Genomic DNA, 16488 nt, shown 5'->3' with positions numbered 1-16488 from the left:
CAATAATTTATTTTTTTTATATTGGAGGATAAATGAAAGACCCTTATGAATTATTAGAAGTTGACAAAAATGTCACTGATTCTGAATTAAAAAGAAAATATAGGAAACTTGCAAAAAAATATCATCCAGATTTAAATCCAGATGACGAAGAGGCTCAAGAAAAATTTAAAGAAATATCTGAAGCTTACGAAATCTTGTCTGATCCACAAAAAAAACGTCAATACGATACCTACGGATCAGCTGCATTTGAAAACGGCGGAGCTGGAGGATTTTCTGGTGATTTTGGTGGATTTGGAGATATATTTGGAGATATATTTGGAGATATATTCTCCCAAGGAAGAAGTCAAAGCAGAAAAAGACCCAGAAAAGGATCTGATATCCAACAAGTAGTAAAGCTAACTTTCAAAGAATCAGCTTTTGGAATTTCTAAAGAAATTCAAGTAAGAAGAGAAGTTGAATGTGAAACTTGTAACGGCAAAGGCGCAAAAGATGAAAGTAAAATAAAAACTTGTCCTAAGTGTAATGGAACGGGCGTTATAAATAATATTAGCCAAACTCCATTTGGAACTGTTTCTCGCCAAACAACTTGTGATAATTGCCATGGATCTGGAGAAATTATTGAAGAAAAATGTCCAGATTGCCATGGAACAGGAAGAAAAATTAAAAATGAAAAAATAAAAATTGATATACCATCAGGTGTTGAAAATGATTCTGTAATGAGAGTTGTTGGAAAGGGAAATGCTGGAGAAAATGGTGGTTCTTATGGAGATTTGTATATAATTTTAAAAGTTGAAGAACACGAAATTTTTAAAAGAGATGGACTTGATATTTATTATGAGATGCCAATTTCTTTTGCAACAGCAGCTTTGGGCGGAAATGTAGAAGTTCCTACTCTTACAACAACTCAAGAATATCATATCCCAGCAGGAACTCAAACAGGAAGTAAATTTAGAATTAAAAATGAAGGAATAAAATCTGATAGATTTAAAAGACAAGGAGATCTTTATTTCTATGTAAAAGTTATTACTCCAACAAAATTATCTAAAGAACAAAAAGAAAAATTAAAAGAGTTTGCTGAAATATCTGGCGATGAGGTAAAAGAAGACAAGAACTTTTTTGAAAAATTAAAGGATTTGTTTGATTAATGAAAAAAACATTTAATATAAAAACTTTAGGATGCAAAGTAAACCAATATGAATCAGAGGCTATAGAAGAATTATTCAAAAAAAGAGGATTTGAAAAAAAAGAAGAAAATGCTGATATTTATGTTATAAATACTTGCACAGTAACAAATATGAGCGATAGAAAATCCAGACAAACTATTTCAAAAGCAAGAAAAGAAAACAAAGATGCAGTAATTGCAGTTATTGGTTGCTATTCACAAGTAAAGGCTGATGAAGTAAAAAAAATTGATGGCGTTGATATTATTTTGGGATCTAGAAATAAAGAAGAAGTGGTTGACCTTTGTGAAAATTTCATTAAAAATAATGAAAAAATGGAAGATGTAGAAGAATTTTCTATAGGAGAGGCAATTGAAGATTTGGAAATTTCAAATCAAGCTGATATGACTCGTGCTTATATAAAAATCCAAGACGGTTGCAATATGTATTGCTCATATTGTTTGATTCCTTATGCAAGAGGAAATATTGCATCAAGGGATTTGGTTTCAATAATTGATGAGGCAAAAAGACTTAGGGATAATGGTTATAAGGAGATTGTCCTTACAGGAATTCATGTTGCAAGTTATGGAAAAGATTTTGATTTGGATATTTCATTAATAGATGTAATTGAACACATTGCAAAAATTGATGGGATAGAAAGAATTAGATTATCATCAATGGAGCCAAGGCATATTGATAGGGAATTTTTAAAAAGAATGAAAGATACAAAAAAAGCCTGTGATCATTTTCATTTATCCCTACAATCGGGTTCTGATGATGTTTTAAAATTAATGAATAGAAAATATACCACAAAAGTTTTTAAAGAAAAAGTAGATTTGATTAGGGAATATTTTCCAAATGCAGGACTTACAACTGATATAATTGTAGGTTTTCCAAATGAGAGCGAAAAAAATCACGAAGAAACTAAAAACTTTGTAAAAGATATTAAATTTTCAAAAACTCATCTTTTCAAATATTCAAAAAGAGATGGAACTAAGGCTGCTAGTATGAAAAATCAAGTTGATGGAAACATTAAAAAACGTAGGTCAAAGGAATTATCTGAAATTGAAAAAGAAATTTCTCATGAATTTTTAGATAAGCAAATTGGAAAAACTCTTTCAGTTTTATTTGAAACAAAAACAGAACTTGATGGATATAGGTCAGGATATTCTACAAATTATTTAAGGGTTCATAGCAAGGATAGAGTAGAAATTAATGAAATAAAAAATGTAAAAATAACTCAAAGAATAGATGATTATTTGATTGGAGATATTGTAGATTAAAAATTTTATAAAAATTTTAAAAGGCTATTGCAAAATTATAAAAAAATAATTTTTTGCAATAGCCTTTTTATATTTGGAGCTGGAAACAGGACTTGAACCCGCAACCTTTTGTTTACGATACAATTGCTCTACCGATTGAGCTATTCCAGCATATAAATTTATTATACGAAAATTTAAAATTTATTCAATATAGATAGATTTCAATTTTTTTTTATATTTGGTATAATTATTTCAAAGGTGGTAATATGAATAATTTAAATTATGATGGAATATATGATATTTTAAACAAAATGAATTTGCCATTAGTAATTATAGTTTTAATTTTAGGACTTGCTATTTTGTTTTTAATATCAAAAATTTTAATAAAGGCTGGTTTATTTTTATTAGTAATGACCTTTATTTTCGATTTTATTATGAGGGTTTTGCCGATAGATATTTACCAAAATTATCCTAGTATTAAGCTTATTATAAATATATTGTATGCTTTGGGATTTTTTATTTTTGCCTATAAAAATATAAAAAGAATAAGGAAAAATAAGAGAAAAAAAGAACTTTTTAAAGATAAAAATCCAGTAAAAAAACAAAAGTCTGATAAAAATCCTATAAAAAGTTTTTTCGCATACACAGGCTCACTTCCATTTTTGATTATGCTTTTATTAAATGTATTTAATCCTGGAGGTGGAATTTATAAAAATATTTTACATTTACTTACAAGCCTATCTTTTTTATTTATGGTATTTACAACTTTATATAATACATATAAAAGAGTTGATACATTTAAGGGAAATACAGGCAGAATGAGGTTTGATGATTTAAATATTCCTTTTAGAAAAAATTCTCAAAACAAAAGCAAAAATTCAGATAGAAAAGTTTTGAAAAAAGAAGAAAACGAACAGGTAGAGGATGATTTAGAAAAAACTCAAACAAAAAGATTAAATTTGAAGGATATAGATAAAAAACTAAATGAAAATGTGAATGAAGAAATAAATTTATATGATTTTAGAGATAAAATGAATCAAAATGATTTAATCAATCTTATAAATGACAAAAACAGCAAACTTATCACAATGATTTCTCTTACAAATTTGGCTGATGGAGTGAAAAAATCTTATAAATCAGACAAGTGTAAAGCTGATATTAGACAAGATGATGAATACAAGCTTGATTTGGAATTTGAAAATTTCAATGATTATGATTATGGAAGATTTATTGATTTGCTTTTAGATTATTCAAAAAATAGGTCAAAATATAAATTTCAACTTGATTTGATTCCACAAAAAGCAAAAAATTCAAAGGTAGTATTTTATGATCCATCAAACCTATATGAGCTTGATAGGTCATTTGGAAATGAATTTCAAGGAAGAACAATTTCTATGAATTTCCCAAAATATAAAATAAATTATATAACAGAAAATTAAATTAAAGCTGGTAAAAATCATTAATCAATAATGGTTTTGCACCAGCTTTTTTATTTTGTAAAAAATTCTATATAAAAAGGGAGAATAATATTTAGAAGTCACTGTCTAATAACTCTTCAATATTTACTGAAATATCTTCTTTATTATTTTCTTGGGAAATATTATCTAACAGTAAATATAAATTATCGTTATAATTTAATTTAAAAATATCATTAAAAGCTTGTTCAAAATAAATACTATTATTTTCTTCATAAATTGAGCTTATAATAAAACCACCATCTTTAATTTTGAAAGTAACTATAATAAATTCTTCTTTATCAGGGAAATTTGAAATACTTATCTTTTTTGTTTTTTCTGAATCTTTTATTATATTTAAAAATTTATTTATATGTGATTTTTTATAAACTTCTCTTTTCTCAACTCCTCTATCATTAATAACTCTAATAAATGTAATACTACTAATCTCATCAAGTTTAGGTGTCTTTACTTTTTCATTATTAGTTTTATATTTAAAAATCAAACTAAGACTAATGATTATAATAGCTGAAATTAATAAAAATATTTTTTTATTTTTCTTCATAATCTTTCTCCTTTTATATTTTATATTAAAAATTTGTAGGAATTTATATATTAACCATACTGGATTAAAAGCTAATGCAAAAGTTTTAAAGTTATACTACTTTCACAAATTTTAATAATTCTTAAATATTATATTCTATTTTTTCGAATTAATGACCTATTAGGGTATAGTATATTTGTATTTAAAGAAATATATTAATTAAAAAATATAGGAAATCTCCTATATTTTTGTGATTTTAGATTGAATTAGTGAGGTAATAATGGAAATATCAAAAATTCTTTCCGATGAATTGAATATTAATCAAAAAAGTATCGATGAGGTTATAAAATTATTGGATGAAGGCTCTACTGTTGCTTTCATTGCAAGATATAGAAAAGAAAAAACTGGTGGCTTAAAAGATACTGAAATTAGAGATATTGAAAGTGGTCTTACAAGGCTTAGAAATTTTGAAAAAAGAAAAGAAGAAATTCTTACTTCTTTGGAAAATCAAGAAAAGCTTGATGATGAATTGAAAGAAAAAATTGAAAAGGCAAAAACATTGACTGAGCTTGAAGATATATATGCTCCTTTTAAGAAAAAAAGAAAAACAAGAGCTGATAAGGCAAAAGAGCTTGGTCTAATGGAGCTTTTGGATGAGATTTTGATGAATGCAACAAGTGAAGAAGAAGGTCTTGAACTTGCAAAAAAATACATAAAAGAAGGCGTAGAGGATGAAGTTGATGCTATAAATAAATCTTTGGATATTTTGGCAGAAGATGTTGCAAATAATATTGAGGCGAAAAATATAATTAGAAGAGATGGACTTGTTAGGGCAAGAATTTTGGCAGAAAAAAAAGAAGATGAAGATTTAATTTATGAAAATTATTATGATTTTGATGAAAAAATTAAAAATTTAAAGCCTTTTCAAATTTTAGCCTTAAATAGGGCAGAAAAAAATAATGATTTGACTGTAAAATTAGAATTTACAGATAATTACAATCTAACTTTAATCAAAAATCTTTACAAATCCAACAATGATTATACAGAATCTTTGATAAGAAAAGCTATTGAAGATTCATACAAAAGGCTTTTAATTCCTACAATAACAACTGAAATAAAAAATAAGCTTACAGAAAATGCCGAAAATGAATCAATTAAAGTTTTTTCAAAAAATCTGAAGCCATATATTTTACAAAGACCTATCAAAGATAAAAATATAATTGGTCTTGATCCGGGTTTTAGGACAGGTTGTAAGGTTGCTGTTATTGATAAGCACGGAAAATATTTAGATCAAGCTGTAATTTATCCAGTAAAACCTCACTCTAAAGAAAAAGAATCTATTGAGATTTTAAAAAATTTAATTAGTAAATACGATGTTGATATAATTGCTTTGGGAAATGCAACTGCAAGTAGGGAAACTGAAATTGTTGTAAATAAATTATTAAAAGAAGTTGATGGTGTTTCTTATGCAATTGTAAATGAAGCAGGAGCTTCTGTTTATTCTGCATCAAAGCTTGGGGAAGAAGAATTTCCAAATCTTGATGTTACAATTAGAGGTGCAGTTTCAATGGCAAGAAGACTTCAAGATCCTATGGCAGAGCTTGTAAAAATTGATCCAAAACATTTGGGCGTTGGACAATATCAACATGATATAAATCAAAAAAAATTAGACGATGAGCTTTCAAAAGTTGTAGAAGATAGCGTAAATGAAGTTGGCGTTAATATAAATAATGCATCTTACAAATTATTATCTTATGTTTCTGGATTAAATTTAAATCTTGCAAAAAGAATTGAAGAAGATTTTAAAAATGGTGCGATAAAAGAAAGAAAAGACTTAAAAAAAGTTAAAGGTCTTGGAGATAAAACTTATAAGATGGCAGCTGGATTTTTGAGATTTCCTGACTCTTCAAACTTTTTAGATAATACAGCAGTTCATCCAGAAAGCTACGTTATTGCAAAAAAACTTGTAGATTATAATTTGGATGAAATTGATTTAGAAAAATGTGCTGACGAACTTGAAGTAGGTGTTTTAACCTTAAAAGATATAATTGAAGAATTAAAAAAACCAGGACGTGATCCAAGAGATGAACTTCCAGAAGTTGTTACAAAAAGTGAAATTTTATCAATAGATGATTTGAATGAGGGAGATATTTTGGAAGGAACTGTAAGAAATATAACAGAGTTCGGTTGTTTTGTTGATATTGGAGTAGGAATTGATGGACTTGTTCATATATCAAATATGAGCGATAAATTTATAAAAGATCCAAATGAGATTGTTACAAATTCTGATATAATAAAAGTAAAAGTAATAGAAATTGACAAAAAAAGAGAAAGAATTGGTTTGTCAATGAAAAATTTAAAGGAGAAGTAAATGTTTGATTTTTTTAAAAAGAAAAAAAAGGAAGAAAAAATCGTATCTATAGCAAGTCCAGTAAAAGGAAAAGTTGTAAAATTAGAAGAAGTGCCAGATCCAGTTTTTGCAGAAAAAATGGTTGGAGATGGATTTGCAGTAGAACCTGAAAATGGCGAAGTTTTTGCTCCAGTAAGTGGAGAAGTTACTTTACAACCAGAAGGATACCATGCGATCGGAATAAAAACACAAGAAGGATTAGAAGTATTAGTACATTTTGGACTTGAAACAGTAGAATTAAAAGGCGAAGGCTTTACTCCTCATGTTAAAGTTGGAGATATAGTTAAAAAAGGCGATAAGGTATTGTCAGTAGATATTGAAAAAATAAAAGATAAAGTTCCATCAATTATAACTCCATGTATAGTTGCAAATTTGGAAGAAAATATTTTATCAGAAATAAATTTTGACGCAAATTGTGGCAAAGAAGTTCAAACAGTTACTATCGCAGAATAATTGATTAAAAAAACTAAGTGTGATAATATTTTTAAGGATAAAAATTTAAAAAGTGGAGGATAAATGAGATTATCGAATTATTATATGCCTACATTAAGAGATGATCCTCAAGATGCAGAAACACAAAGTCATAAGCTTTTGGTAAGAGGAGCTTTTATTAGAAAAACTTCATCAGGAGTTTATTCCTACTTGCCATTAGGAATGAAAGTTATAAATAAAATTGAAAATATTGTAAGAAAATCTATGGAAAAATATGATTCTATAGAAGTAAGTACATCAGTATTACAAAGTAAAGATATTTGGGAAAAATCTGGTAGATGGCAAAATTTTGGACCGGAAATGTTTAAAATAAAAGATAGACACGACAGAGAATTTTGCCTTGGACCAACTGCCGAAGAACAATTTACAAATTTAATTAAAGACGAATTAAATTCATATAAGCAACTTCCATTAAATTTGTACCAAATAGTTTCAAAATTTAGGGATGAAAAAAGACCAAGATTTGGAATAAATAGGTCAAGAGATTTTATAATGAAAGATGCTTATTCATTTGATGTTGATATGGAAGGATTGAAAAAATCTTACCAAAAAATGTGGGATGCTTATGTAGAAGTTTTTGATGCCTTAGACCTTGATTATAAAATTGTTGAGGGAGATTCTGGAGCTATGGGTGGAAATATAAGCCACGAATTTATGGCACTTGCAGAAACAGGAGAAGGCGAAATTTTTTATACAGAAAATTCAAATTATGCAGCAACTGATGAATCTGCAAAATTTTTCCTAGAAATTGACGAAAATGAAGAAGAAAAAGAATTAGAATTAGTAGAAACAAAAGATGCAAAAACAATTGAAGAAGTTTCAAATTTTCTAAAAATAGAACAAAATAAATGTGCCAAAGCTGTAGATTTATTGGTAAAAGGCGAACCAGTTCTTGTTATTGTTCCAGGAGATAGGGAATTGAATATGGCAAAATTAATTTCGTATTTACAAGTCCCAGAACATGAAATAGAAATGATGGATGATGAAACAATAAAAAAAATCACTGGAGCAGAACCTGGTTTTACTGGTCCAAAAGATTTAAAAGAAGATGTGAGAGTTATTGTTGATAAGTCAATTACAAGATATAAAAATATGGTAATTGGAGCAAATAAAACTGACCACCATTATATAAATGCAAATTATAAGAGAGATTTTAATGGGGAAGTTTGCGAAGATTTATTGACAGCAAAAGAAGGAGATCTTTCACAAGATGGAAAAGAAAAACTTCAACTTGCTCGAGGAATTGAAGTAGGAAATATCTTCCAATTAGGAACAAAATATTCTGAAAGCCTTGAGGCTTATTTCTTGGATGAAAATGGAAAACAAAAACCATTTATAATGGGCTCTTATGGAATAGGAATTACAAGATCAATTTCTGCAATTATTGAGCAACATTACGATGAAAATGGAATAATTTGGCCAACAAAAGTTGCTCCATTTGAAGCTTGGATAACTCTTGTAAACAAAAACAATGAAGAGCAAAAAGAAATAGCAGAAAAAATCTACAATAAATTATTAGATGCAGGCATTGAAGTAATGCTTGATGATAGGAAAGAAAGAGCTGGAGTTAAATTTAATGACAGAGACTTGGTTGGAGTTCCTTATAGGATTACTGTAGGAAAAGATGCAAAAGATGATATGGTAGAATTTTCAAAAAGATCTGATATGGAAAATTTAAAGATGCCAACAGATGAAGCTATCGAAAAAATTATATCTTCAATAAAAGACGATTTATGCAAATAGTTGATTATAAAATTTCAAAAGAATTTTTAAAAAAGATATTAGTTGATAATAAAAAAATAATAGCCCTATTTCATGCAAATTGGTCAAGCTCTTCGAATTTAATGAAAAAAAACTTTTTAAAAGAAGAAGAAGACTCATATAAAAATATAAAAAAAATGATTATAGACATCGATAAAAATAGGGAATTAATCAAAAAATTGGGTATTAATCAAATACCATCTTTAGTTTCTATTACTAAAGATAGTCTAAACGAAAATGATTTTATAATAAATTCATTAAGGAGTATTTAAGGAGCAAATATGTTAGTTAATGCAAAAGAAATGTTAGATAAGGCTTATGAAAATGGTTATGGAATTGGACAATTCAATATAAATAACCTTGAATGGACTAAGGCAATACTTGAAGCTTGTGAGGAAAAAAAATCAGCAGTTATTTTGGGAGTATCAGAAGGTGCTGCAAAATATATGGGTGGATTTAATGTAGTTAGTAAAATGGTTGAAGGACTTGATAAAGATTTAAATATCACAGTACCAGTTGCCCTTCACTTAGACCATGGTTCATACGAAGGAGCTAAAAAAGCACTAGATGCAGGATTTACATCAATAATGTTTGATGGTTCAAGCCTACCAATAGATGAAAATATAGAAAAAACAAAAGAAATTGTTGAGTTATGTCATTCTAAAAATGTTTCTGTAGAAGCGGAAGTTGGTGGAATCGGTGGAGAAGAAGATGGAGTTGTTTCTGCAGGAGAATTAGCAGATCCTGAAGAATGTAAAAAAGTTGCATCACTTGGCATTGATTTCTTAGCAGCAGGAATTGGAAATATTCACGGAGTTTATCCAGAAGATTGGCAAGGACTTAATTTTAAAAGACTTGAAGAAATCAAAGAAGCAGCTGGAAAAATTCCTCTAGTTTTACACGGAGGTACAGGAATTCCAGAAGAACAAGTTAAAAAAGCTATCGAAAGAGGAGTTTCAAAAATAAATATTAATACTGAATGCCAAATAGTATTTACAGAAGCTACAAGAAAATATTTTGAAGAAGGTAAAGATAAAGTTGGCAAGGGATTTGACCCAAGAAAAGTATTAAAACCAGGTTTTGAAGCAATCAAAGATAAGGTTAGAGAAAAAATAGAATTTTTCGAATGTGAAAATTCAGCAGAAAAATAAAAATAAAATCGGAGCCTTTTGGCTCCGTATATTTTTATTTGTAAAGGAATAATATGGATATAAATATAAATGATTTAGATAAGCTAAAGTTAGATGAATTAAGAGAAATTGGAAAAAATCTTTCGATTAAATCTCTTTCATCTTACAGAAAAAATGAGCTTGTAGAAATAATTAAAGAGGCATATAGCAATAGTAAAAATTTCGAAAATAATGAAAGTTCTAGCAATGATTTAGATGATTCAAATGAAAATTTTGATCTTGGAGAAAAATTTAATTGCGAAGGACTCTTAGATCTTCACGAAGATGGTTTTGGATTTTTAAGAACTGAGCTTTATGAATCTAGCAATGATGATATATATGTTTCTCCTAAACAAGTTAAAATGTTTAGATTAAAAACAGGTGATTTTATTAAAGGAATTGCCAGAGTAAAAAAAGATAAAGATAAATTTTCTCCCTTAATTTTCGTATCAGATGTAAATGGCTTAAAGGCAGCAGATGCTTTTAATAGGTCAAATTTTGAATCACTCACACCAATTTACCCAAATCAAAAATTAAAACTTGAAACAAGCAAAGATAAAATTTCTCAAAGAATAATAGATATTATTGCGCCTATAGGAAGAGGACAAAGAGGTCTTATTGTATCTCAACCAAAAGCTGGTAAGACTACTTTGATTAAGGATATTGAATATGCTCTTGAAAAAAACTTTGATGATTTAAAGATTTTGGTTTTATTGATTGATGAAAGACCAGAAGAAGTTACAGATTTTAAAAGATTTGTAAATCAATACAGAGATAAGGATAATGAGCTTACAAGAACAGAAGTTGCAGCATCAACTTTTGATAAGGCTCCTCAAAATCATATTTATATGCAAGAGATGGTTCTTGAAAGAGCAAAAAGACTTGTAGAAGATAATAAAGACGTTGTAATTTTATTAGATTCAATTACAAGGCTTGCAAGGGCTTATAATATTATGACACCACAATCAGGAAGAACTCTTTCTGGTGGACTTGATCCTTTGGCTTTAATTGGTCCAAAGAAATTTTTTGGAGCTGCAAGAAATATAGAAAATGGTGGATCTCTTACAATTATTGCAACAGCTCTTGTCGATACAGGATCAAGAATGGATGATATGGTGTATGAAGAATTTAAGGGAACTGGTAATATGGAATTGCATCTTGATAGAAAACTTGCGCAAAGAAGAATTTTCCCAGCCATTGATATAGAAAAATCATCAACAAGAAAAGATAATTTATTATTGAGTAACAAAGAGCTTGAGGCGGTTTATAAACTTAGAAATTCTGATATGAAAGATAAGATGGATTTCACAAATGAATTAATTAATTTAATGGCAAAATGCAAATCAAATGATGAATTTGTAGAACTTATAAATAAAACTTACAAAAATTAGCCATAAATTTATTATATAAGTTATAATGAAGATGTAATAAATTGAGTTAGGAATTTTTATGAAAGTTAAAGCAAAAACTATAATAAATATTACAAGTATTCTTATAATTTTAATTTCTATTTACTTAGGCTACAAGGGTTATAAGTTAGGAATATTTACATCAGTTGCAAGTCTTCAAAAATTTTTGCAACAATATGGGATTTGGGCTCCACTAATTTTTATGATTTTACAAATAATCCAAATCATAATTCCAGTTATACCAGGTGGAATTACTACAGCTTTTGGAGTTGTTATGTTTGGACCTTTGTGGGGCTTTGTTTACAATTATATTTCCATTTGCCTTGGTTCTATTATAGTATTTTTAATTTCTAGATTTTTTGGAAAAGAAGTTGTGCTTGCAATTTTTGGCGAAGAAAATTTTAAAAAATATGATAAGTGGTTAAATCACGAAAAATATGATAAATTTTTTGCTTGGGCTATTTTACTTCCAGTAGCTCCTGATGATTTTTTGTGTTATTTTTCAGGACTTACTGATATGAAATTGATAACTTTTGTAAAAATAATTATTTTTTGTAAGCCTCCTTCAATATTTATTTATTCGATGGGACTTGTTTTAGGAATTAAAACAATATTTAAAAGTTTTGCTTGAAAGATAAATATTCCTATGGTATAATCATTATTGCTTATTGAAAGAGACAAGAAGAGGTGTTTATATGAAAAAAGAACTACATCCAGAATACCACCAAGCAAAAGTTACTTGCACATCATGTGGTAATGAATTCACTGTTGGTTCAACAGAAGAAGAAATCAAAGTTGAAGTATGTTCACAATGCCATCCATTTTATACAGGAAAACAAAGATTTTCTGACCGTGGTGGTAATGTAGAAAAATTCAATAAAAAATATGGAAGAAATAAATAAGGTTAGGTTTCTAACCTTATTTTTTATATGTATTTATGAAAATTAAAGATATTTTAGAAAAAAACAATAATGATTTGATTATTGCTCTTACATATTTATTAAATACAAACAAAAATTTATTGTTTCTTAATAAAGAAGAAGCTTTAGATGAAAAAATAGAAAATGAATTAAAAATAATTAATGATAAAATAAATGAAGGTTATCCACTCCAATATGCAATTGGCAAGTGGAATTTTTATGGTTTAGATTTATTAGTAGATAAAAGAGCTTTAATACCAAGGTATGAAACAGAAATTTTGGTAGATCTTATAATTAATGATAATTCAAATAATAAAAAAATTCTTGATATAGGCACAGGAAGCGGAGCGATTTCTCTTGCTCTTTCAAAAAATCTAAAAGATTCTAAAATTATTGGAGTAGATATATCAAAAAATGCCATAGACCTTGCAAATGAAAATAAGATTAAGTTAAATATTAATAACGTAGAATTTAAAGAAAGTGATATTTTTTCAAATATTGAAGAAAAATTCGATATAATAGTCTCAAATCCACCTTATATAAATAAGGAAGATTTTGAAAAACTTGATAATAAATTATATTATGAACCCCAAAATGCTCTTTATGGTGGAGAAGATGGTTTATATTTTTATAAGAAAATAATAAAAAATGCAAAAAACTTTCTAAATAAAAATGGTAAAATATATCTAGAGATAGGTTATGATCAAAAAGATTATATAAGTAATTTATTAGAAGAATATGGATATAAACAAATAAAATCCTACAAGGATTTTAATGATTTTGATAGGATAATTAAAGCTTGTATCTAAGGAGGATATATGTTAGAAAATCTAGAACATATGAGAGAAAATTTCAAAGAATTAGAAAAAAAACTTGCTGATCCTGAAGTTTTATCTGATACTGAAAGGTTTAAAAAAGTTTCAAGAGAATATAATCAATTAAAACCAATTGTTGAAAAATACAATCAAATAAGATCTGCAGAAGATATGATTAATGAAAATACTGAGCTTTTAAAAGAAGCTGATGATAAGGAAATGATTGATCTTTTGAAATCTGAAATTGATGAAAATAAAAAAAATCTTGAAAAATATAATGAAGATTTAAAAGTTTTACTTATACCAACTGACCCTAACGATCACAAGGATGTAATTGTAGAAATTAGAGCAGGAGCTGGTGGAGAAGAAGCTGGACTTTTTGCTGGAAATCTTTACAGAATGTATCATATGTATGCCGATAAACAAAAATATAAAACAGAAGATATTGATGTATCAAGTCAAGGAATCGGCGGAATGAAAGAAGCAACTTTTATCGTAAGAGGAGAAGGTGCTTATTCAAAATTAAAATATGAATCTGGAGTTCACAGAGTACAAAGAGTTCCAGAAACAGAATCAGGTGGAAGAATCCACACTTCAACAGCGACAGTTGCTGTTTTGCCAGAAGCTGATGAGGTTGATATAAAAATCGATCCAAATGATATAAGAACAGATGTTTATAGGTCAAGTGGAAACGGTGGACAAAGTGTAAATACAACAGATTCTGCTGTAAGACTAACCCACATTCCAACAGGACTTGTAGTAACTTGCCAAGATGAAAAATCTCAAATTAAAAATAAAGATAAGGCAATGAGAGTTTTAAGAGCAAGACTATATGAAATAGAAGAGCAAAAAAGGCAAAAAGAAATTTCAGATAACAGAAAATCTCAAGTAGGAACAGGAGATAGGTCTGAAAGAATTAGAACTTACAATTACCCACAAGGAAGAATAACAGATCACAGGATAAACAAAACTATTTATCAATTAGATGATTTTTTAGATGGAAATATTGAAGAGATGATAGAATCTTTGATAACAGAAGACCAAACTAGAAAATTAAAGACAATGGGAGAAGACTAATTGTTTGAAATTCTTGCAAAAAGATTTGTAAAAGATTATAAATCAACTGAAAAACAAAGTGTAAGATTAAAATTAATTTCTTTATCTGGTTTAGTTGGAATATTAATTAATATATTTTTGTTTTTAATAAAAATAAGTATAGGAATAATTGCATCTTCTTCAGCAGTAATGGGAGATGCTTTCAATAATATGAGCGATGCCCTTACGAGTTTAATTACTTTGGTTGGGGCAAAAGCAAGTAGCAAACCTGCAGATACAAACCATCCTTACGGACATGGTAGGAGTGAATACATAGCAAGTTTTTTGGTTTCAATTCTTATTATGTTTGTAGGATTTTTGCTATTTACAAGTTCTGTAGAAAGCTTTTATGAAGGAAATTTACCAAAACTTTCTAAGCTTAGCATAATAATCCTTGTTATTTCTTTAGGATTTAAATTTTACATTTATTTTTTAAATAAAAACTTAGACAAAAAACTAGATTCTAAATTAAATTACGCAGTAATGATAGATGCAAGAAATGACATATTGTCAACAATTTCTATTATTTTTGCTGTAATTATACAAAAATATATAAGTTTTAACCTCGATGCACTTTTGGGTATAATTTTATCCATTATTGTTTTTAAACCAGGTTTAGATTTGTTTATAGATACAATAGATAAGTTATTGGGAAAAGGAATCAGTAAAGACCTTCATAAAAAAATTGAAGAAATAATTCTTTCTGGTGACTTTGTCCATGGCTATCACGATTTAAAAATTCATGAATATGGCAGAGGAAAGCTTGTAGGAAGTTGCGATGTAGAAGTTCCATCAAATATAAGTGTAGGAATAATGCATCAAGCAGTTACAAATATTGAACTTAGACTTTTAAATGAGTTAAATATTTCTATAACCATACACATGGATCCAACTTATTGCTTAATAGAAAATGAAGAAAACAAAAAAATAATTGAGAAATTAAGAAAGTCAGTAAAAAATGCAAACAGAGATATTGAAAATAGATAGAGAAAATATAGATGAAAATATCCTAAACCATGCAGCTGAAATAATCAAAAAAGGAGAATTAGTTGCTTTTCCCACAGAAACAGTATATGGTTTGGGAGCAGATGGATTAAATCCAAAAGCAGCTAAAAAAATTTTTAAGGCAAAAAATAGACCAGAAGATAATCCATTGATTCTTCATATAGATGAAGATTATAAGCTTGATGAATTGGTTGAAAAGGTTGATGATAGGACAAAATTTTTAATTAAAAATTTGTGGCCAGGTCCTCTTACTGTAATCCTTAAAAAAAGCTCAATAATTCCTGATATAATTACAGGTGGAGGAGATACAGTTGCTGTTAGAAGACCAAAAGATAAACTTGCAAGAGAGTTTATAAAATATTGTAATACACCTATTGCAGCACCTTCAGCAAATATTTCTGGCAGACCTTCCCCAACAAATGCAAAAGATGTTTATTATGACATGAACGGAAGAATTCCTCTGATAATTGATGGAGGAAGTTCAGATATTGGAATTGAATCAACTGTAATTGATATGAGTTTGGAAAATCCTTGTATATTAAGACCAGGATATTACACTTATGAATACATAAAAAAATTTATTCCAAATGTATGTTTGGATGATTCATTGGTTGACGATTCAAAAGTTCCAAGATCTCCTGGTCAAAAATACAAACATTATGCGCCAAAAGCAGAAATGAAAGTTTTTGTTGGAGATAAAAGTGTAGAAAAAATAAAAGATTTAGCGTTAAAATATAAAAATGAAGGAAAAAAAGTAGGGATTTTAGTTTTTGATAAGGATACTGAAAAATTTTCATCATTTACTACACTTTCTTTAGGAAATAAAGATAATTTAATAGAAATGAGCCATGTTCTTTTTGAAGCTTTAAGAGATTTGGATAGAAAAAATGTAGATATAATTCTTGCTGAGGGAGTTAAAGACATTGGGCTTGGAAAGAGTATAATGAATAGGATGAAAAAATCCGCATCTGGAAATATTTTTAATTTGTAAA

At 27.9% G+C, this 16488-nt stretch carries 16 protein-coding genes and 1 tRNA gene; 15 read left to right on the top strand and 2 right to left on the bottom strand.

Annotation, left to right across the window (positions count from 1 at the left end; all coding sequences use genetic code 11):
* Positions 1-32 precede the first annotated feature (32 nt).
* Both dnaJ and mtaB read left to right on the top strand, forming a co-directional pair.
* A complete protein-coding gene (gene dnaJ / locus HMPREF0078_RS05000; protein WP_004839043.1) occupies positions 33-1145 on the top strand; it encodes a molecular chaperone DnaJ in 1113 nt (370 codons plus the stop codon).
* A complete protein-coding gene (gene mtaB, locus HMPREF0078_RS04995; RefSeq protein WP_004839042.1) occupies positions 1145-2443 on the top strand; it encodes a tRNA (N(6)-L-threonylcarbamoyladenosine(37)-C(2))-methylthiotransferase MtaB in 1299 nt (432 codons plus the stop codon). The genes dnaJ and mtaB overlap by 1 nt, the downstream gene beginning before the upstream one ends.
* 74 nt (positions 2444-2517) lie before the next feature.
* Here the strand turns inward: mtaB and HMPREF0078_RS04990 are convergent.
* Positions 2518-2593 (bottom strand) — tRNA-Thr (locus HMPREF0078_RS04990).
* Positions 2594-2688: 95 nt separating this feature from the next.
* Between HMPREF0078_RS04990 and HMPREF0078_RS04985 the strand changes: the two genes are divergently transcribed.
* Positions 2689-3861 (top strand): hypothetical protein, encoded by a 1173-nt coding sequence (locus tag HMPREF0078_RS04985; protein ID WP_004839041.1) that lies wholly within the window; start codon positions 2689-2691, stop codon positions 3859-3861.
* Between the two features lie 91 nt (positions 3862-3952).
* Here the strand turns inward: HMPREF0078_RS04985 and HMPREF0078_RS04980 are convergent, their stop codons facing one another.
* Positions 3953-4441 carry a DUF5301 domain-containing protein gene (locus tag HMPREF0078_RS04980; RefSeq protein ID WP_004839040.1) on the bottom strand — a complete coding sequence of 163 codons (489 nt, stop codon included), beginning with the start codon at positions 4439-4441 and terminating at the stop codon, positions 3953-3955.
* 259 nt (positions 4442-4700) lie between these two features.
* Here HMPREF0078_RS04980 and HMPREF0078_RS04975 point away from each other — a divergent pair, with 259 nt between their 5' ends.
* The 12 genes from HMPREF0078_RS04975 (at position 4701) to HMPREF0078_RS04920 (ending at position 16487) form a co-directional block, all read left to right on the top strand.
* On the top strand, positions 4701-6791 hold the full coding sequence (locus tag HMPREF0078_RS04975) for a Tex-like N-terminal domain-containing protein (RefSeq protein WP_004839039.1): 2091 nt from the start codon (positions 4701-4703) through the stop codon (positions 6789-6791).
* Positions 6792-7283 carry a PTS sugar transporter subunit IIA gene (locus tag HMPREF0078_RS04970; protein WP_004839038.1) on the top strand — a complete coding sequence of 164 codons (492 nt, stop codon included), beginning with the start codon at positions 6792-6794 and terminating at the stop codon, positions 7281-7283.
* 63 nt (positions 7284-7346) lie between these two features.
* Positions 7347-9065, top strand: a complete 1719-nt coding sequence (locus HMPREF0078_RS04965) for a proline--tRNA ligase (protein ID WP_039920527.1) — start codon at positions 7347-7349, stop codon at positions 9063-9065.
* Positions 9056-9355 carry a thioredoxin family protein gene (locus HMPREF0078_RS04960; RefSeq protein ID WP_004839036.1) on the top strand — a complete coding sequence of 100 codons (300 nt, stop codon included), beginning with the start codon at positions 9056-9058 and terminating at the stop codon, positions 9353-9355. Before HMPREF0078_RS04965 ends, HMPREF0078_RS04960 begins: the two co-directional genes overlap by 10 nt.
* 9 nt (positions 9356-9364) lie before the next feature.
* The gene (gene fba / locus HMPREF0078_RS04955) at positions 9365-10234 is read left to right on the top strand and encodes a class II fructose-1,6-bisphosphate aldolase (protein WP_004839035.1); all 870 of its coding nucleotides are present in this window, start codon (positions 9365-9367) and stop codon (positions 10232-10234) included.
* 53 nt (positions 10235-10287) lie between these two features.
* The gene (gene rho / locus HMPREF0078_RS04950; protein WP_004839032.1) at positions 10288-11643 is read left to right on the top strand and encodes a transcription termination factor Rho; all 1356 of its coding nucleotides are present in this window, start codon (positions 10288-10290) and stop codon (positions 11641-11643) included.
* Positions 11644-11701: 58 nt separating this feature from the next.
* Positions 11702-12292: a TVP38/TMEM64 family protein gene (locus HMPREF0078_RS04945; RefSeq protein ID WP_004839031.1), complete on the top strand. Its 591-nt coding sequence runs from the start codon at positions 11702-11704 to the stop codon at positions 12290-12292.
* Positions 12293-12356: 64 nt separating this feature from the next.
* Positions 12357-12563 carry a 50S ribosomal protein L31 gene (gene rpmE, locus HMPREF0078_RS04940; RefSeq protein ID WP_004839030.1) on the top strand — a complete coding sequence of 69 codons (207 nt, stop codon included), beginning with the start codon at positions 12357-12359 and terminating at the stop codon, positions 12561-12563.
* Between the two features lie 35 nt (positions 12564-12598).
* Positions 12599-13390, top strand: a complete 792-nt coding sequence (gene prmC, locus HMPREF0078_RS04935) for a peptide chain release factor N(5)-glutamine methyltransferase (RefSeq protein ID WP_004839029.1) — start codon at positions 12599-12601, stop codon at positions 13388-13390.
* A 9-nt stretch (positions 13391-13399) separates the two neighbouring features.
* Entirely contained in the window at positions 13400-14473 is a 1074-nt protein-coding gene (gene prfA, locus HMPREF0078_RS04930; protein WP_004839028.1) for a peptide chain release factor 1, read from the top strand.
* Positions 14474-15478, top strand: a complete 1005-nt coding sequence (locus tag HMPREF0078_RS04925) for a cation diffusion facilitator family transporter (protein ID WP_004839027.1) — start codon at positions 14474-14476, stop codon at positions 15476-15478.
* Positions 15450-16487 (top strand): L-threonylcarbamoyladenylate synthase, encoded by a 1038-nt coding sequence (locus tag HMPREF0078_RS04920; RefSeq protein ID WP_004839026.1) that lies wholly within the window; start codon positions 15450-15452, stop codon positions 16485-16487. The genes HMPREF0078_RS04925 and HMPREF0078_RS04920 overlap by 29 nt, the downstream gene beginning before the upstream one ends.
* Position 16488 lies beyond the last annotated feature (1 nt).

Origin of the sequence: Anaerococcus vaginalis ATCC 51170, assembly GCF_000163295.1 — a bacterium.
Lineage (GTDB): Bacteria > Bacillota > Clostridia > Tissierellales > Peptoniphilaceae > Anaerococcus > Anaerococcus vaginalis.
Note: the sequence above shows the minus strand (reverse complement) of the source record. Positions and strands in the feature narration are given on the sequence as shown.